This window comes from Halorhabdus utahensis DSM 12940 (assembly GCF_000023945.1).
Classification (GTDB): domain Archaea; phylum Halobacteriota; class Halobacteria; order Halobacteriales; family Haloarculaceae; genus Halorhabdus; species Halorhabdus utahensis.
The window spans coordinates 989,113-1,012,143 of record NC_013158.1; the positions used below are offsets into that span (position 1 = coordinate 989,113).

23 protein-coding genes and 1 tRNA gene are annotated in these 23,031 nt (G+C 63.6%); 10 read left to right on the forward strand and 14 right to left on the reverse strand.

Annotation, left to right across the window (positions count from 1 at the left end; genetic code table 11):
- Positions 1-11: 11 nt before the first annotated feature.
- The 4 genes from HUTA_RS05015 to HUTA_RS05030 form a co-directional block, all read right to left on the reverse strand.
- Positions 12-2,006 (reverse strand): MutS-related protein, encoded by a 1,995-nt coding sequence (locus tag HUTA_RS05015; RefSeq protein ID WP_015788783.1) that lies wholly within the window; start codon positions 2,004-2,006, stop codon positions 12-14.
- 136 nt (positions 2,007-2,142) lie between these two features.
- A complete protein-coding gene (locus HUTA_RS05020; protein WP_049941195.1) occupies positions 2,143-2,361 on the reverse strand; it encodes a YgaP family membrane protein in 219 nt (72 codons plus the stop codon).
- A 156-nt stretch (positions 2,362-2,517) separates the two neighbouring features.
- The gene (locus tag HUTA_RS05025; RefSeq protein ID WP_015788785.1) at positions 2,518-4,317 is read right to left on the reverse strand and encodes a PAS domain-containing protein; all 1,800 of its coding nucleotides are present in this window, start codon (positions 4,315-4,317) and stop codon (positions 2,518-2,520) included.
- A 102-nt stretch (positions 4,318-4,419) separates the two neighbouring features.
- Positions 4,420-5,448, reverse strand: a complete 1,029-nt coding sequence (locus HUTA_RS05030) for an LLM class flavin-dependent oxidoreductase (protein WP_015788786.1) — start codon at positions 5,446-5,448, stop codon at positions 4,420-4,422.
- 719 nt (positions 5,449-6,167) lie between these two features.
- Here HUTA_RS05030 and larE point away from each other — a divergent pair.
- Both larE and HUTA_RS14950 read left to right on the forward strand, forming a co-directional pair.
- Complete coding sequence (gene larE / locus HUTA_RS05035; protein WP_015788787.1) at positions 6,168-6,998, forward strand: ATP-dependent sacrificial sulfur transferase LarE; 831 nt, start codon at positions 6,168-6,170, stop codon at positions 6,996-6,998.
- A gap of 166 nt (positions 6,999-7,164) precedes the next feature.
- Positions 7,165-8,370, forward strand: a complete 1,206-nt coding sequence (locus tag HUTA_RS14950; RefSeq protein WP_015788788.1) for a hypothetical protein — start codon at positions 7,165-7,167, stop codon at positions 8,368-8,370.
- 9 nt (positions 8,371-8,379) lie between these two features.
- Here the strand turns inward: HUTA_RS14950 and HUTA_RS05045 are convergent, their stop codons facing one another.
- The 3 genes from HUTA_RS05045 to HUTA_RS05055 form a co-directional block, all read right to left on the reverse strand.
- Positions 8,380-9,021: a hypothetical protein gene (locus HUTA_RS05045; protein ID WP_015788789.1), complete on the reverse strand. Its 642-nt coding sequence runs from the start codon at positions 9,019-9,021 to the stop codon at positions 8,380-8,382.
- Positions 9,022-9,045: 24 nt separating this feature from the next.
- The gene (locus HUTA_RS05050; protein WP_015788790.1) at positions 9,046-9,459 is read right to left on the reverse strand and encodes a MarR family transcriptional regulator; all 414 of its coding nucleotides are present in this window, start codon (positions 9,457-9,459) and stop codon (positions 9,046-9,048) included.
- Between the two features lie 138 nt (positions 9,460-9,597).
- A complete protein-coding gene (locus HUTA_RS05055; protein WP_015788791.1) occupies positions 9,598-11,283 on the reverse strand; it encodes a twin-arginine translocase subunit TatC in 1,686 nt (561 codons plus the stop codon).
- 129 nt (positions 11,284-11,412) lie between these two features.
- Here HUTA_RS05055 and HUTA_RS05060 point away from each other — a divergent pair, with 129 nt between their 5' ends.
- Positions 11,413-13,590 (forward strand): twin-arginine translocase subunit TatC, encoded by a 2,178-nt coding sequence (locus HUTA_RS05060; RefSeq protein WP_079891673.1) that lies wholly within the window; start codon positions 11,413-11,415, stop codon positions 13,588-13,590.
- A gap of 91 nt (positions 13,591-13,681) precedes the next feature.
- Here the strand turns inward: HUTA_RS05060 and HUTA_RS05065 are convergent, their stop codons facing one another.
- Positions 13,682-14,890 (reverse strand): inorganic phosphate transporter, encoded by a 1,209-nt coding sequence (locus tag HUTA_RS05065; RefSeq protein WP_015788793.1) that lies wholly within the window; start codon positions 14,888-14,890, stop codon positions 13,682-13,684.
- A gap of 95 nt (positions 14,891-14,985) precedes the next feature.
- Positions 14,986-15,552, reverse strand: coding sequence for a flavodoxin domain-containing protein (locus HUTA_RS05070; RefSeq protein WP_015788794.1), 567 nt, complete (start codon positions 15,550-15,552; stop codon positions 14,986-14,988).
- Between the two features lie 96 nt (positions 15,553-15,648).
- Here HUTA_RS05070 and HUTA_RS05075 point away from each other — a divergent pair, with 96 nt between their 5' ends.
- Positions 15,649-15,825 (forward strand): CopG family ribbon-helix-helix protein, encoded by a 177-nt coding sequence (locus tag HUTA_RS05075; protein ID WP_015788795.1) that lies wholly within the window; start codon positions 15,649-15,651, stop codon positions 15,823-15,825.
- On the forward strand, positions 15,815-16,519 hold the full coding sequence (locus HUTA_RS05080) for a queuosine precursor transporter (protein ID WP_015788796.1): 705 nt from the start codon (positions 15,815-15,817) through the stop codon (positions 16,517-16,519). Before HUTA_RS05075 ends, HUTA_RS05080 begins: the two co-directional genes overlap by 11 nt.
- 24 nt (positions 16,520-16,543) lie before the next feature.
- On the opposite strand, the gene HUTA_RS05085 is transcribed toward HUTA_RS05080, so the two are convergent.
- Complete coding sequence (locus HUTA_RS05085) at positions 16,544-17,143, reverse strand: IMP cyclohydrolase (protein ID WP_015788797.1); 600 nt, start codon at positions 17,141-17,143, stop codon at positions 16,544-16,546.
- Between the two features lie 100 nt (positions 17,144-17,243).
- Between HUTA_RS05085 and HUTA_RS05090 the strand changes: the two genes are divergently transcribed.
- Entirely contained in the window at positions 17,244-18,011 is a 768-nt protein-coding gene (locus HUTA_RS05090) for a hypothetical protein (protein ID WP_015788798.1), read from the forward strand.
- On the opposite strand, the gene HUTA_RS15525 is transcribed toward HUTA_RS05090, so the two are convergent.
- The 3 genes from HUTA_RS15525 to HUTA_RS05100 all read right to left on the reverse strand — a co-directional run bounded on the left by HUTA_RS15525 (position 18,006) and on the right by HUTA_RS05100 (position 19,445).
- On the reverse strand, positions 18,006-18,149 hold the full coding sequence (locus HUTA_RS15525) for a hypothetical protein (RefSeq protein WP_015788799.1): 144 nt from the start codon (positions 18,147-18,149) through the stop codon (positions 18,006-18,008). The two genes, HUTA_RS05090 and HUTA_RS15525, sit on opposite strands and share 6 nt — an antisense overlap.
- A 96-nt stretch (positions 18,150-18,245) precedes the next feature.
- Positions 18,246-18,926 (reverse strand): helix-turn-helix domain-containing protein, encoded by a 681-nt coding sequence (locus HUTA_RS05095; protein WP_143920328.1) that lies wholly within the window; start codon positions 18,924-18,926, stop codon positions 18,246-18,248.
- A gap of 87 nt (positions 18,927-19,013) precedes the next feature.
- Positions 19,014-19,445, reverse strand: a complete 432-nt coding sequence (locus HUTA_RS05100) for a nucleoside deaminase (protein ID WP_049941197.1) — start codon at positions 19,443-19,445, stop codon at positions 19,014-19,016.
- 145 nt (positions 19,446-19,590) lie between these two features.
- Between HUTA_RS05100 and HUTA_RS05105 the strand changes: the two genes are divergently transcribed.
- Positions 19,591-20,430 carry a homing endonuclease associated repeat-containing protein gene (locus HUTA_RS05105; RefSeq protein ID WP_015788802.1) on the forward strand — a complete coding sequence of 280 codons (840 nt, stop codon included), beginning with the start codon at positions 19,591-19,593 and terminating at the stop codon, positions 20,428-20,430.
- Positions 20,431-20,501: 71 nt separating this feature from the next.
- Positions 20,502-20,574 (forward strand) — tRNA-Gln (locus tag HUTA_RS05110).
- 102 nt (positions 20,575-20,676) lie between these two features.
- Here the strand turns inward: HUTA_RS05110 and HUTA_RS05115 are convergent.
- Complete coding sequence (locus HUTA_RS05115; protein WP_015788803.1) at positions 20,677-21,174, reverse strand: RDD family protein; 498 nt, start codon at positions 21,172-21,174, stop codon at positions 20,677-20,679.
- A gap of 142 nt (positions 21,175-21,316) precedes the next feature.
- Between HUTA_RS05115 and HUTA_RS05120 the strand changes: the two genes are divergently transcribed.
- On the forward strand, positions 21,317-21,598 hold the full coding sequence (locus HUTA_RS05120) for a DUF5789 family protein (RefSeq protein ID WP_015788804.1): 282 nt from the start codon (positions 21,317-21,319) through the stop codon (positions 21,596-21,598).
- 207 nt (positions 21,599-21,805) lie between these two features.
- Entirely contained in the window at positions 21,806-23,002 is a 1,197-nt protein-coding gene (locus HUTA_RS05125) for an MFS transporter (protein WP_015788805.1), read from the forward strand.
- Positions 23,003-23,031 lie beyond the last annotated feature (29 nt).

Sequence of the window (23,031 nt, forward strand, 5' to 3'; positions counted from 1 at the left end):
TGATGGGCGCGCTACTCGAACTTCTCGAGCAATCGTCCGTAGAAGTTCCCCTCGCCGTCCTCGCGATCGTCGCCGTCGGCGAGTTTTTCGACGATCAACTCGGGCGTCGAGCGCGCCAGCGTGTCCTTCCGGGGCGTCCGGTCGACCTGTAACTCGCCGTCTTCGAGGCCGAGTGCCTGGATGCCGTCGACACCGATGTCCTGATCGGCCGTCTCGCGGATCTCCCGGGCGAGGTGGGAGACGAACACGGCCGTCTGGTCGCGTTCGGCCAGCGCCTCCAGAATCCCGGCCATGATCTTCGCGCTCGCGCCGGGTTCGGTGATGCTCTCCAGCTCGTCGACCAGCACGAGTGTCTCACCCTCGTTCGCGGCGTCAGTAACCAACTCGCCGAACGATCGGAGCGTGCTCTCGAAGGCCCCCGCGTCCAGCGTGCCCTGGGTCTTGGCGTGGTAGTGCAGCGCGTCGATCCGCCCGACTCGGGCCCGGTCTGCGGGCACCGGTAGCCCCATGTGCGCGAGGATGACAATCAGCGCGAGCAGGTCCAGCGTCGAGGTCTTCCCGCCGCTGTTCACCCCCGAGAGGAGGCGAACACCGCTGACCTCATAGTCGACTGGTTCGACGTCAACGAAGTCCACGTCGAGCAGCGGCGACCGACCCCCCTCGATCGTGATCCCGTCGCCGTCGAGTGCCGGCATCGTCGCGTCGAAATCGGCAGCCAAGCGGGCGATGGCGAGTTCGACGTCCAGTTCGAGCGCGGTATCGACGAGATCCTCGGCCGGCTCTCGCATCGACGCCAGTTCGTCGGCCAGCTCGGTTTTGAGCCGTTCGGCCCGGCGGTCCCGGGCCGTCGTGAGCTCCTCCCGGAGTCGGGAGACGACGCTCTCCTCGCGCTCGACGGGAAACGTGGGTTCGTCCGGGAACGCCCGCTTCGTGATGTCAGCTACGTCCCGCAGGTCGAGTGTGTCGATCACGTGCTCGCGGGCCGCTTCGACGGCGTCGTCGTACTCGTCGGCCAGTTCCCGGGAGAGCACCTCGTCGACGCCAGCGCCCCGCTCGACGAGCGAGAGCAGGTCCGCCCCCTCGATGGTGACATCCTGCGCTTCGATCGCTTCCCGGAGGCGGTCGTTGGCGACCGATTCGGCCTCGCTCACGGCGGCGTCGAGGTCGTTGACGGCAGCCTGCAATCGCGTTAGTTCGTCGTCACCGGTCGGCGTCCCCTCCGCGTCGAGTCGGTCCAGCGCGGCTTCGAGCGCGTCGAGGTCGCACGGCGGATCGAAGTCGGCTGCCCGGTGGACGGAAATCGCCGCGAGGATGCGGTCGCGGTTGTGCGCGAAAAAGGCAATCGGGCGCTCGGGCACGACCGAGGCCGGATCCTCGAGGGCGTCGGGTTCGACGCGGACGTCACCCTCGACGTCGACGCCGGCGAAGGAATCGTCCAGTGCGACGACCGTCGCGTATCCGCGGGCGAGTTCCGCCAGATCGCGGCTGTCCTCGACGACTTCGACGCTCATCTCGGGGATCGCCTCACGGGCGCTGGCGTAGGTCTCGCCGTCGGTCGTCGCGAGACACCGGTCCCGAACACGAACGTCGCCAGGCCGCTCCAGCGGTTCGACGTCTTCGAGCGCCTCGAGGACGGTCTCGTCGGGATCGCGTTCGATCGCCCGCTCGCTGAGTTGGCGGACTTCGGCGATCCGAGAATCGCTGGCGCTGGGGTACAGCGTCTCCAGGCGGGCGGCGGCGTAGTCGGTGACGGTGCGTGCTTCGAGCAGTTCCAGAACGTCCCGGTACACTTCCCGGGCGCGCGGCGTCGCCAGGAACTCGCCCGCGTCGCCGTGGCGCTCGCGGATCGCCGCGCGGACGATCCGGGCGGCACGACCCTGACTGATGCCGGGGGCCCGAGCGACGGCCGCGACGTCGCCGTTCTCGATCGCCGCCGCTGGATCGTCGAGTTCGGCAAGCGACGCCGCGGTCTTCTCGCCGACGCCGGGGATCGCCGTCAGGTCCATCTATCGATGTCTCGACGCCCCGTGAGAAAAAACCTCACGTCCTGCCCGATCGCCCAGTCACTCCCCAAGTAGTGATGGAGAACACCGGTCTCGATTCCGGCCACGGCTCGTCCGATAGTTCTGTGTCCGCCGGGAACTATCGTTCGCAGGTGTCGATGCCAAGCGGCCGGTAGAGCATGCACTGGCGGGTCAGCCCCGTCCCGAGCATGACAGCCCCGGCGACCAGCGCGATCGCGCCGACGATCGTTCCCAGACTGGACAGCGGGCCGGCGAAGACGGCAGCTCCGACGATCCCGAGGACGATACCGATCGCAATGCGGACGGTTCGATCCAGTGACCCGACGTTTGGTTCCATTGTACCCATACGTTCGGCGGCTGACCATTTACCTGTTGTGGGTGGCTGTGACAATATCGAGAAGCAGAGTCTCTCCAGTATCGCGTTGACTTGCCGCTGTGTGCTCGACATCCCAGATCAGCCCGCGGAATCACTCGAACGGGACCACCGGTCCGGTCATTCGACAATGTCGACACCAGTGAACTCAAAGCGCGCGCCACCGGCCGCCCCGTCTGTCACGTCAACGGTCCACCCATGGGCCTCGGCGATCTGACGGACGATGGTCAACCCAAAGCCCGTTCCCTCGTCCTGGATCGAGAACCCGGGCTCGAAAACAGTCTCGTGATCGGCCGCGGGAATTCCGGGGCCGTCGTCTTCGACGTAGAAACCGTCGTCCCCGAGCCGACCGACGCTGATCGTCACGGCCTCGCCAGCGCGCTCGATCGCATCTCTGGGAGTCGAAGACGAGTGAGGGGTCCTGGAAGCATGTTCCACGGCATTCCGGAAGAGGTTCTCGAAAACGTGCTGGAGACGGTCGCGGTCAGCTCGCAGGGAGAACTTGTCGGCGATCTCGAGGGTTGTCTCCCCCGTCGTCACCGCGTCCCAGCACTGCCCGACGAGGTCCGCGATGGCGACCGCTTCGGTCTCGCCGACGGTCTCGCCTTGCCGGGCGAGCATGAGCGTGTCCTCGATGATCGACTCCATGCGATCCAATGCGTTGACGACAGGGGCGATGTGCTCGTGGTCGTCGCCACACTCCTCAGCCGCCAGCGTGATTCGGCTCTGGGCGACGTTCAGCGGATTTCGGAGGTCATGAGAGATGACGCCGGCGAACTCCGCGAGTCGGTCAACCTCCAGTTCGAGCTGTCGTTCCCGCTCCTTCCGAGCAGTGATGTCCCTGGCGACGCTCAAGACGGCCTCCTCGCCGAAGTACGACACCAGACTCGACGTGATCTCGACCGGGATTTGCTCGCCGGACGTCGTGAGGTGGACGGTCTCGAATGTCAACTCACCCTCGTCCCGGATCGTCTCGACCGCTTCACTGATCTGGCCCGTCAGCTGGCCGGCAGTGATATCATGGGGAGTCATACCGAGCAGTTCACCCTCGTCGTATCCGAGCCGCTCACGGGCTGTCTCGTTGACGGCGAGAAACTGACCGTCGAAATCGTGAACGAAAACGGCGTCGTTGATCCCGTGGAACAGGCCTTCGAAGGTGTCTCTGGTTTCCCGACGCTCGCGCTCGCGTGCCCGCTGTTCGGTGACCTCCCGCAACGCGGCGACGGCACCCTCCACCGTGTCGTCGTCAGCCACGAGCGGGAAGTACCGGACGTCGAACGTGCGATCGTCGCCGTCCGGGCCGGGACGCGTGATCTCGTAGGCCAGCGATTCGCCGGCCAGCGCCCGGTCGACAGCGGGCTTGATCGCTTCGAAGGTTTCGGTCCCGTAGACGTCCGCGATCGTCAGTTCAGCCGGGATCTCCTCGCCCAGGCCGTGGAATCGCCGGTAGTTTCGGTTGGCCAACTCGTAGGTGTACTCCCGGTCGACGACTGCGAGTTGATTGGTCGAACTCTCGACGGTCTGTTCGTACCGGCGGAGGCGTCGCTCGGTTTCGGCCCGCTCGGTGACGTCCGACCCGGAGACGAGCAGGTGCGTGACCTCGCCGGCGTCGTCGCGAAGCCCGGTGACGTGCCACTTGATGCGTCGGATCTCGCCGTCCACGGTCCGGACCGTGTTCTCGTGGACGTCGAACTCGTCGTCGTCTCTGAGGCCGTCGAGAACCGCCGGCAGACCCACGTCACTCTCCTCGGGGACGACGGTCTCGAACCAGTCCGAACCGAGCAGTTCGTCGCGATCGTACCCGAGGACCGCACACCCGCGGTCGTTGATGCGCTGGATCGTTCCCTCGATGTCCAGCACGAGCATGATCGTGGCTGCCTTCTCGAAGGCTTTCCGGGCAACTTCGTCGTCAGACGCCATTGGTCACGGTACGCGTCAGAACTCCTTTAAATATCGCTTCGGCCGAAAACTTGCTTCACCAGCAACTGGCGACCCACCCCGTTCGCTGGCCACTCTCACCGGTCAACACGGGGCGATCCCGACGCCCTCGGCCAGCAGTTCGTGCGAGCGTAGCGCGTCGTCGTGGTCGGCGACGACCTGCTGGATCATCATCTCATCGACGCCGACCCTGTCGGCGAGTTGCTCGAGCAGTCCCGCGAGCGTCTCGGGACTCCCCGAGATGGTCCGCGGCCACTCCCCCGCCTCGAGCGTGGCCGGCGTCGGGTCGGGCACACCGTCGAGTTCGTCGATCGCTTCCTCAATTGAGGGCGTCGAGCCGACGACGCCGCGTGCCATCCGCTGGAAGGACGCCTCGGCCACCGCCCGCTTGCGCGCCGCTTCCGCGTCGGTCTCGGCGGCGATGGCGTTGACGGCGACCATCCCTTCCGGTTCGTCGATGCCGCCGTCGCTGTCGGCGGGCTCGAAATGCTCGCGGTAGGTCTCGAAGGCCTGGGTCACGAACCCGGGGCGGATGAACGCCGCGAAACAGTAGCGCAAGCCGAGTTGCCCGGCGACTTTCGCACTGGACGGGCTCGATCCGAGCACCCACGGGACCGGCGGCTCCTCGCCGGAGCGAGGGATCGCCAGGTCGCTGTAGGCGTGGTCGTCGGGAAAAGCGTCGTAGAGGTGGGCGACGACGGACTCGATCTTCTCGCGGTGCTCGGCGTCGGGGTTCTCGACACGACGCTCGGTCCCGAGGGCGCGATCGGCAGCCGGCGAGCCGTTCGCTCGGCCCAGTCCGGCGTCGATGCGGCCCGGCGCGAGTCCATCGAGCGTGCCGAAAACCTCGGCGACCTTGTAGGGGCTGTAGTGGTTGAGCAGGACGGCTCCCGAGCCGAGCCGGATCGAGTCGGTTTCTGCCGCGAGATGGCCAAGCAGCACCTCTGGCGTCGTTCCGGCGAGGGTGTCGCCCATTGCGTGGTGTTCGGCCACCCAGACCCGCGAGTAGCCGAGTTCCTCGGCCTGTTTCGCGGCGGTGACGGTGTTCGCGTAGGCATCGGTCGCGGTGCCGCCCTCGGGGACCGGAGAGAGATCGACGATCGAGAGGTCCATAGTGGAAGGCGGGGACGGCGCGGGGTAATCGTTCGGCTCCCGGCAGTTTCGTGGCCGGAGGCTGTCCCGTCGCCCCGCCCTGGGTAGTGTGTCGTGTAGTAGGGGTCGCTGGCAACAGCCAGAAAGTCCCCCCGCTCTCAGCTGCCGCGACTCTCACGGCTCACTCCGTTCGCCGTTCGAGCGGACTGAGACGCTCACTCTGTTCGCGTCTCGCGCTCGCTGCGCTCCGGTGGGTGCTTACGTCACCGGGAGAGCTTCGCTCTCCCGAGCCACGCGGCAGAGCCGCGGACGCCGGGGGTCGCTGCGAGCGCGGCCCCTTTCAGTCCCGCCCGATGCCGGTTGATCAGCCGGCCTGGGCGGGACTGAAAGGGGCGAGTGGCTCCGGGAAGACGGCCGACGCTAGGCGCGAGGCGGCAGAGCCGCCTCGGCACGCGCGAACGGGCCCACGGCCCGTGAGCGGACACCGTGGTTCGAAAGAGCGAAGCTCTTTCGTCATCCCGGAAATCTCTGATTTCCGGAGACAACGCAGTGAGGAGCGTGGTTCGAGACGGACGAAGTCCGTCTCGTCATCCCGGAAATCTTCGATTTCCGGAGACAGCGAGGGCCTCGACCGGAGCCACTCGGGGCTTTCTGGCTGTTTCCAACCGCGCTCGCTCAACTAAACACCACCCCGCCGCGGGACAACGGGCTTTTGCGCGTCCATTCCGTACCGCGGCGTAATGGAATCCACCCAGCGGTCCGTCGAGGACAAACTCGCGGCGGCCCGCGCCGATCTGGCCGAGCGCGACGGCGTCCTCGTGGCATTTTCGGGCGGGGTCGATTCGAGCGTCGTCGCCGCGATCGCCGAAGACGCACTGGGCGCGGACGCGGTCGCCTGTACGGCCAGAAGCGAGACGCTCCCCGAGGCCGAACTGCAGGAGGCCAAGCGTGTCGCCGAGGAGATCGGCATCCGCCACGATATCGTCGAGTTCTCCGAACTCGAAAGCGAGGCGTTCATCGAAAACGACGGCGATCGGTGCTATCACTGCCGGTCGATGCGCCTCTCCGCGATGTACGACCGGGCGAAGGAACTCGACATCGAGACGGTCTGTGACGGGACGAACGCCGCCGACCCCGGCGAGGGACACCGCCCCGGATTGCAGGCCGTCGAGGAACTCGACGCGACCTCACCGCTGCTCGAACACGATATCACGAAGGAAGAAGTCCGGGAGATCGCCGACCACTACGACCTCTCGGTCGCCGAGAAGCCGTCGATGGCGTGTCTCTCCTCGCGGATCCCGACCGGGCTGGAAGTCACCGAGGAGAAACTCACGCGGATCGAACAGGCCGAACGTGTCCTCCGGACCTGGGGCTTCGAGCAGTTCCGCGTCCGCGATCACGACGGCATCGCCCGGATCGAGGTCGGCGAGGAGGAACTCGAGGCGGCGCTCGATCCGGAGTTCGTCGCCGCGGCGCGCGAACACATCGGCGATCTGGGATTCGAGCACGTCACGCTCGACCTGGAGGGGTATCGGACGGGAAGTGTGAGCCCGGCGAGCGAAGACGACTGATCGGTCGCTACGTGTGGATTTCGAGCGAGTGGTCTACTGCTGACGATCAGTTGTTGGACGGCAGTCACGAGATGCCGTCTGGCGCGTGGGATATCTTCGGTCTAAGTTGGACGGAAAATCCGAATCGACCAGTAGAATCAAGTACCAGTCTCAAGAGCATACGAGTATGATATCGCGCCGTCACGTCCTGATTTCGCTCGGCGCTTCTGTCACAGGGGCCGTCGCTGGTTGTTCGAGTAGCGGCGACGACGAACCAGCAAACACCGACACAGCAATCGGCACGCCGGTCCACACCTACACCGAGCACCAGCCGAACGAAACAGAAGTTGAAGTCGAAACACCGAACGGAACAACCACAGTCAGGAACGAAACCACACCAGAAAACACAACCACTCCAGACAACACGACAACTCCGGAAAACACTACAACCCCTGACAATACAACCACTCCAGAAAATACTACAACACCAGACAATACTACAACTCCGGAGGAAACAGTCCCTGTCCACGACTACGAACCATCACAAATCAACGCCGGAGACATCCACGCACAGAGACTGGAAGAATCCAAACCAGAAAGCACGAGCTCAACAATCAGACGAATCGACTTGGAAGAAATCCAGTCATACGACACCAGAACAGAACAACTCACAGAACTCGCCGTCCAAGTCTCAAAAATAACAGGAGACAGAGACGCCGCCGCAGACGCAATCAACTACATCGCACTAACAGAACTCGACTGGACCAACGAAGACAACTTCCGCGGCAACCACACCCGATTCTACAACGGCGGCCCCGGCGACTGGACACAACTCCTCTACCAAACACAAGAAGACGAACAAAAACAATTCGACGCATTCAGCCCCCAAGCCAACGTCACCGACAAAAACAACATGATCCAAAACGTACCCGAAGACAGCTACTTCGATGACAGCGGAACTGCTACAAGATCATACTTTGATAAGAGTGCTTTCGATACAGATCATCCGGAATGGGGCTCAAAAGATTGGGAAGGCTGGCATGAAAACCTGCATCAGGTGATTTACGGAGATACAATAGACCTCATCAACCACGACGACTTTATTGCATCTGAAAACTTTGAAATAGGATTCACTGATGCAGGCTTTGAACTCCTCGAAAGAGAGTTTGAAGAGTTTGACGGTTGGGAGTTCCTCGACCACATCAACGAGGAGTATGAGAAAGCCAGACAGGGCGTCCAGGAATATGAACACGCTCTTGAAGATGATGAGTACCTGAGAGTCGGTGCCAACATTGAGCAAGTTGACGACATAGAAGAAGCCGAATTCCTGTACGACGTCGGCGATTTGGAGGAGTGGGAGACGGGAGCCGGAATGGCTCCTTCACCCTCCTAATCTTCCTCCTTAACAGCTATCAGTAAACGTTTTACAGAATACTCTTGGATTTCTCCTTATTGGATTCAACCCTCCTGTTTCGGCGGGGAAGTCGGTGAAGATGTCGGTGTTGGTGCTGGAGGTGTATTGGTCAAGTTCGTTTTCTTCCGTGTTGAGCGGTGTGCCCGGATTGAAGTTGATTAGTCCGCCGTAGTCTGTTGGTGATTCGGCGGGGATTCCTTCGATGATTGTTCCTTGAAGCGGTACGTCGTCACTCCATCCTGCAGCGTTGGTGCCACGCCAGGAGTTGTGAACCGGTAAAAGATCAATACCCGTGTTCTGAGCGAATCCGTACAGGCATTTGAACCTTGACTTGTTTTCTCGGGACAGTCCGTTCCGTTCCGGGATCTCGGTGACGACCCGGGTTGGTTCGCCGTCACCGAGTTCGACCGTTGCCGTCGTGTTCGATACTATTTCCGCGTCTTGCCTGTTGGGAATGTCTGTGCCTTGGAAGCATTGCGCGACGACTTTGACACTGTTTTCGACATCCGGGTGCTGGTCGGCGTCGGCGGGGATGCCACGGGCTTGCTCCCAGTTCCGCATCTCCGAGTCGTTGATCTGGAAGCCGACCGGTTGACCGGAAAGCGTCTCCCGCAGGCCGCTAGGATGCAACTCTCCTGCGGGCCGATACTCGTTCTATTCATCGTGATCGCCGATCTCGTCTTCCAACGCCGCAAGTTCGGCATCGGTTTTCTCGTCAGTACGATCTGCAGCGATCTGTTTCTCGGGCGCTTCCGGCGTGGCGTCCGCATCGCGGTGGTGACCGAACAGTCGATGTGCCTGCTCAAGGCTAGAGACATACCGTCGAATGTCATCTCGTTCGCCCAGGGCGTGGTAGTAGCCGTCGTCGGTTTTCCCGACGTAATCGTCGTCGTACAGCCGTTTGAGTGTCGTCGTGGCGGTCCCTCGCGGGATGTCGAGGGCTTCCGTGATGTCCTTCGGCGAATATCCCCACTCGGGGTTTCGATAGAGGTACGCGACGATATCCGACTTCGTGGTCCCTGGCCGAAGGGTAAGGTCGGAATCGTGATCGTTGAGGAGGACCGGCATATTGTAATCAAATGTAGTCAATTGTAGTATAAGAGTATTTCGGTCAGTTCACACGGTAACTGGCCTGACCGGGACGCGGAAACATCGCTCGCAATCGTCTGACAGTTGCGTGACGGTTGGCCAACCGACTGCAATCGATCATCGATCGAGGGGCAATCGCTGGCCTTGTTCCGGCCGAACATACCGCCAGATAGCAAGCGTCACTTCGAAAGCGACGATCAGCCCGCCGGCCAGTGCTGCGGCCTCGACCGGCGCGAGCGCGATCTCGTTCGCGCGATCCAGCAGGAACGGCTCCGGGCTCGCGAAGTATCCGATCGTCAGCGAGAGAATCCAGACCGGCGCGCGGAGTCGGAACAGCGACACACGGCCCGTGAACAGCACCTGCTTGAGCCGCCCCATCGACAGCAGCCGGATCGCCAGAAACACCAGCAGTTCGTAGGTCGCGATGAGCGCGCCGCCGACGACGACCGGCGTCATGCCGAGCAGGCCGTTGCTCTCGATGAAGCCACTGACCACGCCGGGCAGTTGCTCGTAATACCCCGCCGGAAGCGGGGCGTCGCTGGCGAGATAGCCGGTGACGAGAGCGAGGAGCCAGGCGTAGGGCCGGCGAGCCGCGATGCTTTCGGGGGAAGGGAGGATTCCATCGGACCCAGTCCAGGACAGCAGGAGGAGTGTCCCCTCGAACAGCGCGATCATCGTGGCGGCGACGATGAACGGGGCCATCCCGGTCGGATCGGGGTTGAAAATGAACGCGATCCCGCCGAAGGCCGCCCAGAACAGGAGTCGACGGTCAGCCAGCCACTGCCTCGAAGTCACGCCCATCATGATCGCGAGCATGATGAACAGCGGAATCTGGAAGATGGCCGCGAAAAAGCCCATCATCAGGACCATCAGATCGAACGTCTCGGTGAGGGCGAAGGCGATGTCCGCCGCGCTCTCGGAGTAGTACAGGAAGTACGTGAAGATCGCGGGGAGGACCAGGATGTACGAAAAGGCCAGTCCAACCGTGGCGAGTATAAGACTCGTCGGCACGGCGGCGAGATAGTATCGGCGCTCGCGGGGGAACAGCCCGGGGCGCATGAACAGGTACGTCTCGTAGACGAAGGCAGGGAGCGCGACGACGAACCCGGCAAGCGTCGCGACCTTGAACCGCGCCAGGATCGTCGCGACCGGATTGTAGACGCGTGGACAGGCCGGCTTGATCGTCACGCCCGCGGGTGTCACGACCGTCCCCGTCGTCGGGCATTGCTCGAAGGTTCCCGGCAAGAAGGAATACCAGATTGTGTTGATGATCTGCTCGCCGAAAGGAAAGACGACGGCACTCACACCGGCCATCAACACCAGCACGACGCCGAGACGACGCACCATCTCCTCGATGTGATCGGCCAGCGGCATCTCCTCGTCATCCGGTGCCTTGTTGTCATCGACCGGTTCGGTCGGATCGGACTCGAAGGTGGGGCGTGGCGGCTCCTGATCAGGTGGTTCGTCCGCCGTCCGAACCGGCTCCATCGAGTTGATCGTGCCGTTGCCGTCCGCTGACTCCGCACCCGTACCGTCACCGTCCTCGTCGTCTGCCCCTGAATCGTCCTCCGTGGCGTCGTCCGTCTCGGGGTCGGCATCCGTCTCGTCGTCTGTCCCACCGGAACGATCTTCGACCCCGGCTTCGTCATCGGGTTCGGCTGACTCGTCCCGATCGAGAGTCGAATCATCGGATCCGTCGGCCGTCCCGGGAGAATCGACGGCGTCGTCCCTCGCCGAGTCGGGGCTGTCGCGTCCGTTCTCGGATGGATCCTCGGAGTCGTCGGGACCGTCGCCGTCGGTCATCGTTTCGTCGGGTTTGCACCCTCTTGTTGTAAGCCTTCTTTTCGCGTCCGGGTAGCCCCTCCCCACGGGCAAGCCGATACGTCGATGAATAAATTGATAACGGCGAGTTCGTTACTCCTCCGAACGAAGATGTCCGGAGCGCTCGACGACGGCACACGTCGCACACTCGCGAGTGGTCGAGAGACGCTGGGAGCGATGCTTCGGTCTGCACAGCAGGATCTCCAGAAGGTGTTTATCGCGTTCGTTCTCGGCCTCGTGGGGACGATCTGGATACTGCAGTCGTTCGTCTGGGATCGGCTCAAGACCGATATGTTTGCGGGCATGAGCGAAGAGGTTCGGGAGGGAACCAACGTCGTTACCGTCTCGCCGTTCGACGTCATTCTCTTGCAGGTGAAGATCGGACTTATCGTCGGTGCGATCCTATCGGTCCCGCTGTTTCTGTATTTCTCGCGTGACGCACTCAGACGACGCAACTGGTTGCCACAGGCTCCGATCGCCCGCTGGAAGATGGTGTTTTTGGTCGTCGCTATGCTCGCGCTGTTCGTCGGCGGCATCGCCTACGCCTATTCCGTCTTCTTCCCGATCATGTTCCGCTTCCTGGCGTCAAACGCGATCAACGCCGGGTTCGTCCCGACGTATCACATCGTCAAGTGGGTCGAGTTCATCCTGTTGCTCTCGCTGTCGTTCGGGATCGCATCCCAGTTGCCGCTCGTCATGAGTACGCTCGCGTACGCCGACATCGTGCCATACGAGACGTTCCGTGACAAATGGAAGCACGCCATCTTCGGCCTGTATGCGGGGGGTGCGGTGTTCACCCCGCCGGACCCGATCACGCAGCTGATGTGGGCGACGCCGCTTGTCGGCCTCTACGCCGTCAGTCTACAGATTACGAAACTCGTCGTCGGTGCAAAGCGTTCACGCGGGCAAGTCGACGTGAGTGAAACGCTCCGTGCACGGTGGAACGTCCTCGCCGGGACAGCGATCACAGCTTTCGCCGTCGTCTACGGCTTCTTCAGTGCCGGCGGCGTGGGAGCGATCAACGAGGGACTCTCGATGGCTCCCGGCGATCTTGGACCAGTACCGACCATCGGGGCGGCCCTGGGGCTACCCGAGTCCCAGGCGGCAGCACTGGTTGCCGGTGTCGTCGCCGTGATGGCAGTCGCTATCGTCGGGTTTCGCTTGGTCGCCAGTCAGGTACAACAGGAAGCAGGTCTGGCGATGGCGACGATGGGCGATCCGTCCGCGATCGACATCGGGAACCTCGATAAGGCCGGTATCGAAGCCGCACCGCCGGAGGCGTTCGAAGCACTCGAAGAACACGAAGCGATGGCCCACGTCAACGAGGCGATCGGGAACGGGAACACGGACAAAGCGGAACTCATCCTCGACCGGTACGACGAGGCGAACGAGCGGGCTCAAAACCGACAAGACGCGACAGCCGAGGGGGGCGAAGAAGGCGATTCGGGCGTCGTCTCGGAGACGGCGACCGGTGTCGTCGACGCCTTCACCGAGGAGGAAACGACCGAAGACGACATCGGCGGCTACATGTATGACCTGCGGTTCATCCTCGAATCGCTCACGTCGAAGGCGTTCAGACTCGTCGCGGTCTTCATGGCCGTGCTCGCGGGATCGTTCATGTACCTCTACTCGGGCGGGATCGGTGACATCCGACGCGACTTCCTGCGCCGACTGCCGGCTGACAAGATCGATCAGGGGGATATCGCCGTCCTCCACCCCGTCGAGCATCTCGTGTTCGAGATCAAGGTGAGCGCGTTGCTCGCCGTCGTCGCCGTGCTTCCGCTGGTGCTGTATTACGTCTGGCCGGCCCTGAAAGAGCGCGGGTGGGCCGCCGGTGACCGACGGACGTTGCTCGTCTGGGGCGGATCGCTCGTGGTCGGCATCAGCGTGGGGAGTTACATCGGATACAGCTTCGTCGCGCCAGCCGTCATGTCGTGGCTGGCTTCGGACGCGATCAACGCCCACATGGTCGTCCGGTATCGGGTCAATACCTTCGGGTGGCTGCTGGTGTTCACCACTGTCGGGATCGGCCTGCTCGCCGAAATCCCCATCACAATGCTGTTGTTCTACCGTGGTGGCCTCGTCTCCTACGAGCGCATGCGCTCCGGGTGGCGCGTGGTCGTGTTGGCGTTTTTCGCCCTGGCAGCAGTCGTGACGCCCGGCGGGATGTTCTCGCTTTTGATGGTCGCCATTCCGGCCGCACTGGCGTACCTCCTTGGCCTTGGCATCCTCTGGCTGTATACGCTCGGCGGCAGACGGAAGGGGCCGCTGACGCCGGCGACGACCTAGCCGGCGGGCGAGCCCGAACCGCTCCGATCGAGCGGTCCATGGCAGCGGGACGAATCACGCCGACTGCTGACAACGTACAAACGGGGAGCACTCAGACGACGAACAGTAATTCAAAGGTCGCAAACGACGCGATAGTGGCGAGCATGGGGACGAGGTTCTGCATGAGGAGGACACGAGCAGTCGTCGACGGGTCGAAGAGGTTCGACTGGGCGGGCGGTTCCTGAGCGGGTTCGTCGCCGATCGGCTCCGGGTCGTGTTCGTCCTCGATCAGTTCCGGTTTCCCCACCGTCGGGGCATCGTCGTCCGCAGCCAGCGCCCCGACAGACACCGGTGGGGTTTCGTCGCCGACGACGGCGTCCTCGATCTTGACGACTCGGGTCGCCCGCCCCCATCCGAGGCCCACGATGTTCACCGTCGCGATCACGACGAAACTCGCCGGGACGCCGGCGGCCGATAGCGCGATCACGATCGTCGAGCTGACGACAGCGACGACGATCGCCGCGGTCAGCGGCAGATCGGTGATGTCGTTGCCGAGCGTCTCCATGGTCCGGCGAGCGATCGTAAAGGCCCCGACGGCGACGGCCGCACAGCCGAGAAGGATAGCGGGGTTCATCTTGAGTTCGTTCGAACCCACCAGCGGCGCGATCGCGTTGGCGATGTTGCTCGTCCCGGAACTGAAGGCCATCAGACACCCGATCGCGACGAGAACGACAGTCCCGACGATCTCACGACGGGACGTGTTCGGGCCGGGAGCGGGTCGGGGGAGCCCACCCTCACGGTCGAGCGTCAACAGTGGTCCCTCGGACTGGTCGATCGCGATGAGTCGCCGCAGGTGCGTATAGAAGTATCGGCCGATGACCGCGGAGATCCAGAAGCCGATTACCGGTGAGACGATCCACCAGGAGACGATCTCACCCACGACGGTGAGATCGAGCGTCCCGGAGGCGATGCCGAGCCCCGCGATCGCGCCGACGGCAGTCATCGACGTCGAGGCGGGCGCACCCGAGAGGTTGCCGATCAACAGCGCCCCGCCGATGAAAAACAGGACAGCGATACTGACCGGCAGGCTGAAGATCGTCGGATCGGTGACGAGTTCCGTCCCGAGCGTGTCGACGACCTCCCGGCCGATCGTCCACGCGCCGACGAAGAAACTGACGGACATCAGCGCGGCCGCGCCGACCTTGCCGATCGCCCCCGCGCCGACTGCCGGCCCGAAGGCTGGACCGGTCGTCGCGCCGCCGATGTTGTACGCGACGAACGCGGTGATGACGATCCCGACGACGAGGAGTGGTTCGACCATCTGTCTACCTGAAACGTGGCCGCTCTGTCAGTAGATACTGTCGGTTCTCGTATCAAACTCACGGTCGCCAACACCCCCGGTTCGCGGGCGACCGCTCACTCGGTCCGCGGCGGGGCTTCGCCGAGGCGTCCCTCCACGAACGCAGCGAAGTCCTCGGCGAAGGCCTCAACCTCGTCCCAGTCAGTGTACTCGTAGTCCCGCGAGGTGTCCGTATCCCCCGTTGCCCGCTTTGCGATCTGCTTCATCAACAACCGCTTGAGGAACCCGTACTTCGAGTACCGCAATGCGCCGCCGAACAGGCCGACGCGGTCCGGATGAAACGCCGTCGAGTCCTCGAAGTCCTCAACGTAGCCCGCGGCCTCGGCACGCCGGTCCGGGTCGTCGGTGGCGGATGATAGCGACACCTGGAAGAACCCCGTCGGACGACCGGCGAGCGCCTCGCGGTTTTCGCGGACGAACCCCTCGATGCTTGACTGGTGACTCCCCATGTGGATCGACGACCCGATCACGACGGCATCGTAGCCGGTCGGGTCGAGGTCGTTCTCGGCCACGTTCCGGACCGGGGCGCGGTGGCCACGTTCGGTGAGCCGGTCGCCGATCCGTTCGGCGATCGTCTCGGTCTGGCCCTCGCTGGTGCCGTAACACACGAGAATCGTTGCCATAGGAGACCTACGACTGCGGCGGGTAAATAGATATCTGAGTGACGAGTGTCGCGAGCGAACCGCGAGGCTAAAGTATTCTTGAGAGAAGTCCCCAGTATGCCCAAGATAAGCGTCGAAGTGCCCCAGGAACTCCTGGCGGATCTCGACGATCACGTCGGCGAGGAGGGGAAGTTCGTCAACCGGTCGGAGGCGATCCGGGCCTCGATCCGGAAGACGCTGGATCTACTCGACGAGATCGACGAGCGCCAGGGGAGGCAGACCGATGAGCGCTGAACGGTCTGCGACGCCGTTGCCGCTGGCTCGCCTCGGGCTGATCGCGGTCTTCGTGACGGCGCTGATCACCTCACAGGTGACCGCGAGCAAACTCGTCGGCATCGATATCCCGTTCTCGCTCCCGCTGGCCGGGTCAACGCTGATCGTCCCGGCGGCCGCCTTCGCCTACGCGGTGACCTTTTTCGCCTCGGACTGTTATGCCGAACTCTACGGCCGCAGCGAGGCGACCAAGCTGGTCAACGTCGCCTTCGCGATGAACTTCGTCCTGCTTGGGCTGGTATGGCTCGCGATCGAAGCACCCATCTTTGTCGGCTCGCCCGTCGACCAGTCACCGTTCGCCAGCGTGCTGGGATCGAGTACGGGCGTCGTCGCCGGGAGCATGCTCGCCTACCTCGTCAGCCAGAACCTCGACGTCTTCACGTTCCACTGGCTTCGGGACCGCACCGACGGCCGACTCCTGTGGCTGCGCAACGTCGGGTCGACGGCGACGAGCCAGTTCGTCGACACGGTCATCTTCATCACCGTCGCCTTCATCCTCTTCAAGGGGATACCACTGGGTGACGCCGCCGGGTTGATCGTCGGCCAGTACCTCGTCAAGATCGGCGTCGCGGTGTTCGACACGCCGTTCGTCTACGCGGTCGTCCATTTCGTCCGGGACCGCGAGGTGGGCGCGAACGTCGTCCCGAGCGACTGAGAACAGAAGGCAGTCGACTGCTACTTACTCGTTGACGATCGCCGTCTCGTAGTCGCCCGCCGACCCGGAGACGCCGGCCGCACACACAGCGTGTTCGAACTCGTGATCGTAGAGTTCTCGCGCCGCGCCCGCGGCGTCATTCGCGCCGAGGTCGAACGGGACCGGGTCGTCGCGCTCGTAGGTCGCCACGAGCGTCGGCTCCTCGACGGCCTCAACCACCAGCGCGTCACGACGGACGATCCCGATGGCTGCGCCGGCCTCGCCGGCAGTTGGATCGTCCTCGCTAACGCCGACGATGCCGGCGATCCGGGGCGTGTCGTAGTCGTCCTTCTCGAAGTCCAGCGCTTTCAGGGGCTCGGCCAGCGCGTCCCGGGCCGGCGTGCCGAGCGCGAGTTTCTCGGCGATGGGATCGACGTGGCTGCCGTTGCCGATCACCGCACCGCGGTCGGTCAGCCGGACCGCGTTGTAGGAGATGTAGGGGTTGTCCGTCTCGGGGGCGTCTGCCGTCGGCGCGACGGTGATCGTCCCGTCGCGATCGACGGCCTTGCGGTTGGGAAACGAGCGGGAGGAGACGCGATACGCGCCGACCTCCGGGGCTACGACGACGAATCGTCCAACGTACATGTTCCCTCCTGAGACGCAGACCGGAAAGTAGGTGTCGGTTCCGCGATCGACAGCATCGGACTCGGTGGCGTTATCCGCTCTGAGTTCCTCTCCAGTGGCAATGACGACTGGCCTGGACAGCGAGATCGGCGGGACCGAGGCCGCCGCCGAGCGCCGCGACGAGGTGGTCGCCGAAGTCACCGAACACGCCGGCCGGATCGCCCGCGAACTCGCCCGGCTGCAGGGCGGCGACTACGGCCAGGCGGACTTCGAGACGGAGGCGGGGACCTGGACACTCAAATACGAGGCCGGCGACGTCCAGTACCTCCGCTTCGACGGTCGGGGGGCGGACGTCTACGTCGTCTCGACCCAGCAACCGCCCGATCCGGACGCCCTCGCAACGGCGATGGCGGATTACGACGCGTTCGTGGCGGCGTTCAACGAGCACGTTCGCTCGCTCGCGGGCGTGCTCGACGACGTGAACAGCGACTTCCCCGCCATCGAACCGGTCGATAGCGTGGTCGCGGAACGCGAACGGATCCTCGGCCAGATGCGCGAGGCGACCGACGCTATGGCGCGCCAGCTCCAGCGCTACGAGGGCGGCGACTACGGGACGTTTTCGGCACGCGTGACAGACAACGGTGGCTCCGGTGGATCGAGACGCGGTAGTTCCGGCTCCGGGGGCTCGCGGTGGGAACTCAAGTGGGAGGACGGCCGGACCAGTTACCTGCGGGTCGGCGGCGAAGGCGGGATCTATCTCCTCTCACAGTATCAACCCCCCTCGGCGCATGACCTGCGCGCTCACGCCCCGAACTTCCCCGGTTTCGTCGCGGCGTTCAACGAGGAGATCGCCGCCGAATCCGAATCACTCGAAGACGTCTCGTTATAGCTCGTTCGCGCTGAACCCGATCGTCTCGAGGTCGCTTTCCGCGTAGACGAGTCGCCGACCGGCGATGTCGACAGTCAACCGAAGGTCGGTGGGTTCGTGTCGGCCGTCGCCAGTGTCGACAGGTGCATTCCGTTTCATGCCGAAAGATGGTAGGAGACACCACCTGATACCGACTCCGTCGAACTGCTCCAGACTTTATAAGCAACATAAGGCAGTCCGCAGGGCTGTCGGCACTCACTCGGTTTCCGCGGAGTCGGAAGGCACGTCGGCGACAAGACTCCCGACGACGTGACCGAGCGCCCGCCGGAGTCGGACCGACATCGTCGATTCGGAGACGTCGAAGTGCTCGGCGAGGTCGGCAAGGGAGGTTGCCCGGGGGACTTCGAAGTAGCCCGCCTCGAAGGCCGTGGCCAGAAGCTCGAAAGCGTCGCGTTCGACGGGCATCGCGATTTCGCCGACCGGATCGCTCGCTTCGAAGACCCGAGCGAGTCGGCAGTCAATGTCCTGCTCGGCACAGAACGCCAGAAATTCGCGGATCGAGGCGCGGTCGGTCGTCCGAATGCGGACGCGCCAGCCGTCCGCGGTCGAACGGAGGTCAAGCAGTTCGTCGCCGAAGCTGGCGACGTGTTCGGTCATCACGGGGACGTCGGGGGCGATCGTGAGCCGGTACGTCCGCCGGTCGCCGTACGCCGCGAACACCTCGCTGTCGGCGACAGTCGGGTCCGCGGCGAGCGCGTCCTCGAACGCGTCGAAGTCGGCAGCCAGGACTGTCACCTGAAACCAGGTCGTCCCCTCGTGAGAGACCGGCAATCGTTCCGCGTAGACGGTGACGTCGAGGTCGCTCGCGAGCGTTGGGCCGAGCACGACCTGCGGCGAGGTGACGTCGAGTTCCACGATGATGGTCTCCTGATCCACATTGTTTCGTAGGAGGGGGCGTAACAAGCCCATTTCGGCTTTGCACACCGAAATCGTCAGTGGCTCAATCGAGTGTTCCACCCTGCGTCAGTGAAGAAGCCGAGTCGCTTCCGCGTGCATGAATCCGTCATGGAGTTCCGGCCGATGCTCACAGCTGTCACGAATCTCGCGTGCGGACACGGCGGAGAAAATCGTCCCCCAGTCAGCAGGCATGTCCTCGTCCGTCAGAGCGTAGACGACGCCCTCGATACGGGCCCAGCAACACGCAGCCGTACACATCGGACACGGTTCGTGGGTCGAGTACAGCCAGCAGCCGTCCAGCCGTTCGGAGTCGAGTCGTTGGCACGCCTCACGGATCACTTCGATCTCCGAGTGAGCGGTCGCGTCGGGCCGTTCGAAGATCGCGCCGGTACCGCTGGCGACGATATCGCCGTTCTTGACGAGCAGCGCACCGACGGCCTCTGGATCGGTACCGAGCGAGATTGCCGTCCGCATCAGTTCTTCGTTCGGATGGTCCATGGTGATCCAGTATTTGACAATCACGGCATAAATCATTCACCCGACCGAGGGCGTGAGCGGACCCGATCATCGGCCACGTGAGATCGGGTTCCGTCGAATCGGGTCGTCAGTACCTTTACATATCGGGACGGAGCCAGCGGTTGGCGTGACGACCGAAGAAGAGTGCCTCGACGCTCTGCAGGACGCCGCGGAGGAACTCGACGCCTCGCCGACGAAAGTCGAGTACGAGACGCTCGGACTGACGCCGTCGGCGTCGACGATCCTTCGGGTCGTCGGTGGGTGGAACGAGGCGAAACGACGTGCTGGACTCGAAACGAACCCGTCTACAGGGTCGAGAGTCGCGCCGAAACCCGAGGACGTCGACCTTCCGGACGGCACGGGCTGGGAAGCACTGACGCAGGACCAGCGCTGGCACTACAGGCACGCCGATCACAACACTGAACGGACGCTCGAACGACGGCAGCGGCTCCGGGCGTGGGTGAACGATCGAAAGGCGGAACGGGGCTGCTCGGAGTGTGGGGAATCAGACCCGGCGTGCCTGGATTTCCATCACCCGAACGACGACAAGGAGATGGCGATCACCGACATGGTCACGCATGGGTATTCGACCGATCGGTTGGAAACGGAGATCGACGGCTGTGAAGTGCTCTGTGCGAACTGTCATAAGAAACGACACAATCGACAGGCGGCCGTCGTCCGTGAGGAGACGGCCCCGCCACGGACCAAACGCGAACGACTGCAACAATGGACCGTCGAGTACCGTCGTCGCACGGGCTGTCAACGATGTTCAGAGGGTGATCCGGTCTGTCTGCAGTTCCACCACTCCGATCCCGAGGGCAAGACGGCTTCGGTCGGTAAACTGATCTCGGATTCGGCCCCCGAAGCGGAGATCCGCGAGGAAGTGTCGAGATGTATCGTTCTCTGTGCAAACTGCCATCGAAAAGAACACGTCGAAGTGCCGGACATGTCGGCCGCCGGGACGTGATGTGTTCCGGACTGTCGGGGGGAGACACGGTTCGCAAAACTCAAGTACGACAACCGGATATACTCGGATGAAGTCCTGTGGTGTAGTGGCCAATCATGTAGCCTTCTGGGGGCTACGACGGAGGTTCGAATCCTCCCAGGACTACTTTCTCGCGAACAAACTCGTGAGCGAGACGTATCTACGATGATTCGAATCAGGGAAAGCGAGCGGAGCGAGCTTTCAGACGGTTCGAATCCCGCGAATCCCTCACTCCGGCGTGACGTACTCGACGCCCGTGGGTTCGCTTTCGCCACGCTCGATCACGATCGTCCGCGAGAGCTTGTTGAACACGCGGACGTACTCGCCGCCCATCGCGAGCCAGCCGATCAGGACGTCGAGTGGGAGGAGGAACGCTTTTCCGAAGGCCTGGATGGCCGCTGTCACGTAGTCGATGTCCTCACCGCGCTCGTCAGTCACGGCGATGTTCATGACAAGTTTCCCGGCGGATTGCCCGCCGTAGCCTTCCAGGACGGTCCAGTAGAGCCAGAAGCCGAGGCCGTTGACGCTCAGGAGAGGGAGTGTCATCGAGACGTCACCGACGGAGAGGGAGTAGACGCCGGCGATGTCGCCGAGCGTCGAGATCACGGCCCCGACGAGAAGGATGTCGATCAGCCACGCGAAAAACCGGTCACCCCAGGACGCGAGGTGAATCCGCGTGTCGTCTCCCCGCCGCACCCCGTCAACATCGCCTATTTCAGCAGTCATCTCTCCATGATAGCTCTCGGGGATGGATAATAACTTACGCGTCCGGCAAACGAGCAATCTCGGGCACATGTCAATATCGAATATAAAATCCCAAAATATAGGGGCATGGTGTCAATGAACACGTCAGAGCAACTCGACTGTGATGTACCTCAATATCGAACGGGCCCTCGAGGACATCTCGTATCCGACAGACTGTGCGGACGTCGTCGAGACCTGTGGCGACCGCGTGATCACGTTCCAGGTCGGCGAGGAGACGGTCGCGGAGGCGATCGGGCGGTGTAACGCCGGGGAACTCCGGACCCGAGAGGAGGCACGCCAGACGGTCCTCTCGTCGGTAAGCGAGGGCGCGATCGGTCGGAAGTACTACAGCGACCGCGATCCGCCGATCCCGGACGCCGAGTGGCACGATCCAGTCTCGCTGTAGCGAAACATCGACGTCCGTCGTCCGGATCGGGACAGTGGCGACTGAGCCGGTGGTGAGCAGTAGCCGGAACCGGGCCGATCATTGAAGGCTATCGGGCCCGTCGATGCGGGTAATGCGGTCGTTGGTCGAGCGGACCGAAACGATGGTCGGAGACAGATTCTCACAGGTGTGCGAGCGGCGATTGGGGATGGACACGTGTCCGGACCCATGACCGAGCGGACGCGGCTCGCGGTGGTCGTCTGGGCAGTGCTGGTCTCGCAGGTACTGCTCTACCCTGGCCTCGAAGACACCGTGATCGCACTGGGTGGCGGCGACCACCTCCTCGCCGGAACCTGGTTTCTCGTTGCGGAGTTCGGAGCCTTCGTCGGGATGGCCGTCCTCTGGGGATTGCTCAGTGACGCACTCGGTCGACGGACGCCACTGGTCGTCGCCGGGGCGGCCGGTGGAGCGGTGAGTTACCTCGCCGTCGCGGCGGTACCAGGTCTCGGCGGTAGCTTCGACGTGGTGCTCGTGCTACGGGTGATCGGCGGCGGGTTCACGATCGGGGCGTTCTCGTTGTCGATCACGAAGCTGATGGATCTCGCCGGAGGGCACGGCAGAAACATGGGAGCAGCGGGGACGGCGATCGGCTTCGGCGCGGCGCTTGGCTCGATCGTCGGCGGGGGACTCGCGACGCTGGATCCGCTCGCCCCACTCTACGCCGGGGCAGTTGTCCTCGCAGGGGCGGCACTGCTGGCAGCGACGGTCCCGGACCGGGGCGTCGGCGGTGGGCTAGCCCTCGAGACCGTCTTCGCTCGCATCCGTACCCGTCCAGCACTGCTCGTCCCCTACGCGTTCGGGTACATCGACCGCCTGACAGCCGGCTTCTTCGCGCTGGCCGGCGTAGCGTACTTCCGTGACGCCTTCGACGTTGGGCCCGCACTGGCCGGGGTGACACTCGCGCTGTTTTTCCTCCCGTTCGCCGCGCTCCAGTACCCGATGGGGAACCTCTCGGATCGGATCGGCCGGTTCGTGCCCGTCGTCGCCGGATCGCTCTGTTACGGAGTGGCGATTATCGCTGTCGGGCTCGCCCCGGTGTACGCACTCGCCGCGCTCCTCATGGTCGTCGTCGGCATCTGTGGCGCGGCGGTCTCACCGGCAACGATGGCGCTCGTGACTGACCTCGTTCCGGCGAGCGAACGCGGCGCGGCCATGGGCGGGTTCAACGTCTTTGGCAGTCTAGGCATGCTGACCGGCTTCCTCCTCGGTGGCGTCGTTTCCGGCGTCTTTGGCTATCTCCCGGCGTTCGTCGCGGTCGGCGGCCTCGAAATTGCGATCGCCCTGCTCGCGGCACGGGCCGTCTTTCGAATGACGGCCGGCCAGCCGGGCGCTGAATGGTTTCGACATGCGATTCGGGATGGATGAAATTGTTCTACAAAGATTGAAATAGCTCG

Excerpts from the sequence above, each read along its gene's own strand:
- HUTA_RS05050 (WP_015788790.1), bottom strand. The coding sequence starts at position 9,459 with ATGCCGGTCCTCCTCAACGATCACGATTCCGACCTTACCCTTCGGCCA.
- HUTA_RS05065 (WP_015788793.1), bottom strand. The coding sequence starts at position 14,890 with ATGGTCGAACCACTCCTCGTCGTCGGGATCGTCATCACCGCGTTCGTC.
- HUTA_RS05015 (WP_015788783.1), bottom strand. The coding sequence starts at position 2,006 with ATGGACCTGACGGCGATCCCCGGCGTCGGCGAGAAGACCGCGGCGTCG.
- HUTA_RS05020 (WP_049941195.1), bottom strand. The coding sequence starts at position 2,361 with ATGGAACCAAACGTCGGGTCACTGGATCGAACCGTCCGCATTGCGATC.
- HUTA_RS05090 (WP_015788798.1), top strand. The coding sequence starts at position 17,244 with ATGACGACTGGCCTGGACAGCGAGATCGGCGGGACCGAGGCCGCCGCC.
- HUTA_RS15525 (WP_015788799.1), bottom strand. The coding sequence starts at position 18,149 with ATGAAACGGAATGCACCTGTCGACACTGGCGACGGCCGACACGAACCC.
- HUTA_RS05055 (WP_015788791.1), bottom strand. The coding sequence starts at position 11,283 with ATGACCGACGGCGACGGTCCCGACGACTCCGAGGATCCATCCGAGAAC.
- HUTA_RS05080 (WP_015788796.1), top strand. The coding sequence starts at position 15,815 with ATGAGCGCTGAACGGTCTGCGACGCCGTTGCCGCTGGCTCGCCTCGGG.
- HUTA_RS05085 (WP_015788797.1), bottom strand. The coding sequence starts at position 17,143 with ATGTACGTTGGACGATTCGTCGTCGTAGCCCCGGAGGTCGGCGCGTAT.
- HUTA_RS05120 (WP_015788804.1), top strand. The coding sequence starts at position 21,317 with ATGTACCTCAATATCGAACGGGCCCTCGAGGACATCTCGTATCCGACA.
- larE (WP_015788787.1), top strand. The coding sequence starts at position 6,168 with ATGGAATCCACCCAGCGGTCCGTCGAGGACAAACTCGCGGCGGCCCGC.
- HUTA_RS05030 (WP_015788786.1), bottom strand. The coding sequence starts at position 5,448 with ATGGACCTCTCGATCGTCGATCTCTCTCCGGTCCCCGAGGGCGGCACC.
- HUTA_RS14950 (WP_015788788.1), top strand. The coding sequence starts at position 7,165 with ATGATATCGCGCCGTCACGTCCTGATTTCGCTCGGCGCTTCTGTCACA.
- HUTA_RS05100 (WP_049941197.1), bottom strand. The coding sequence starts at position 19,445 with ATGGACCATCCGAACGAAGAACTGATGCGGACGGCAATCTCGCTCGGT.
- HUTA_RS05025 (WP_015788785.1), bottom strand. The coding sequence starts at position 4,317 with ATGGCGTCTGACGACGAAGTTGCCCGGAAAGCCTTCGAGAAGGCAGCC.
- HUTA_RS05125 (WP_015788805.1), top strand. The coding sequence starts at position 21,806 with ATGACCGAGCGGACGCGGCTCGCGGTGGTCGTCTGGGCAGTGCTGGTC.
- HUTA_RS05060 (WP_079891673.1), top strand. The coding sequence starts at position 11,413 with ATGTCCGGAGCGCTCGACGACGGCACACGTCGCACACTCGCGAGTGGT.
- HUTA_RS05070 (WP_015788794.1), bottom strand. The coding sequence starts at position 15,552 with ATGGCAACGATTCTCGTGTGTTACGGCACCAGCGAGGGCCAGACCGAG.
- HUTA_RS05075 (WP_015788795.1), top strand. The coding sequence starts at position 15,649 with ATGCCCAAGATAAGCGTCGAAGTGCCCCAGGAACTCCTGGCGGATCTC.
- HUTA_RS05115 (WP_015788803.1), bottom strand. The coding sequence starts at position 21,174 with ATGACTGCTGAAATAGGCGATGTTGACGGGGTGCGGCGGGGAGACGAC.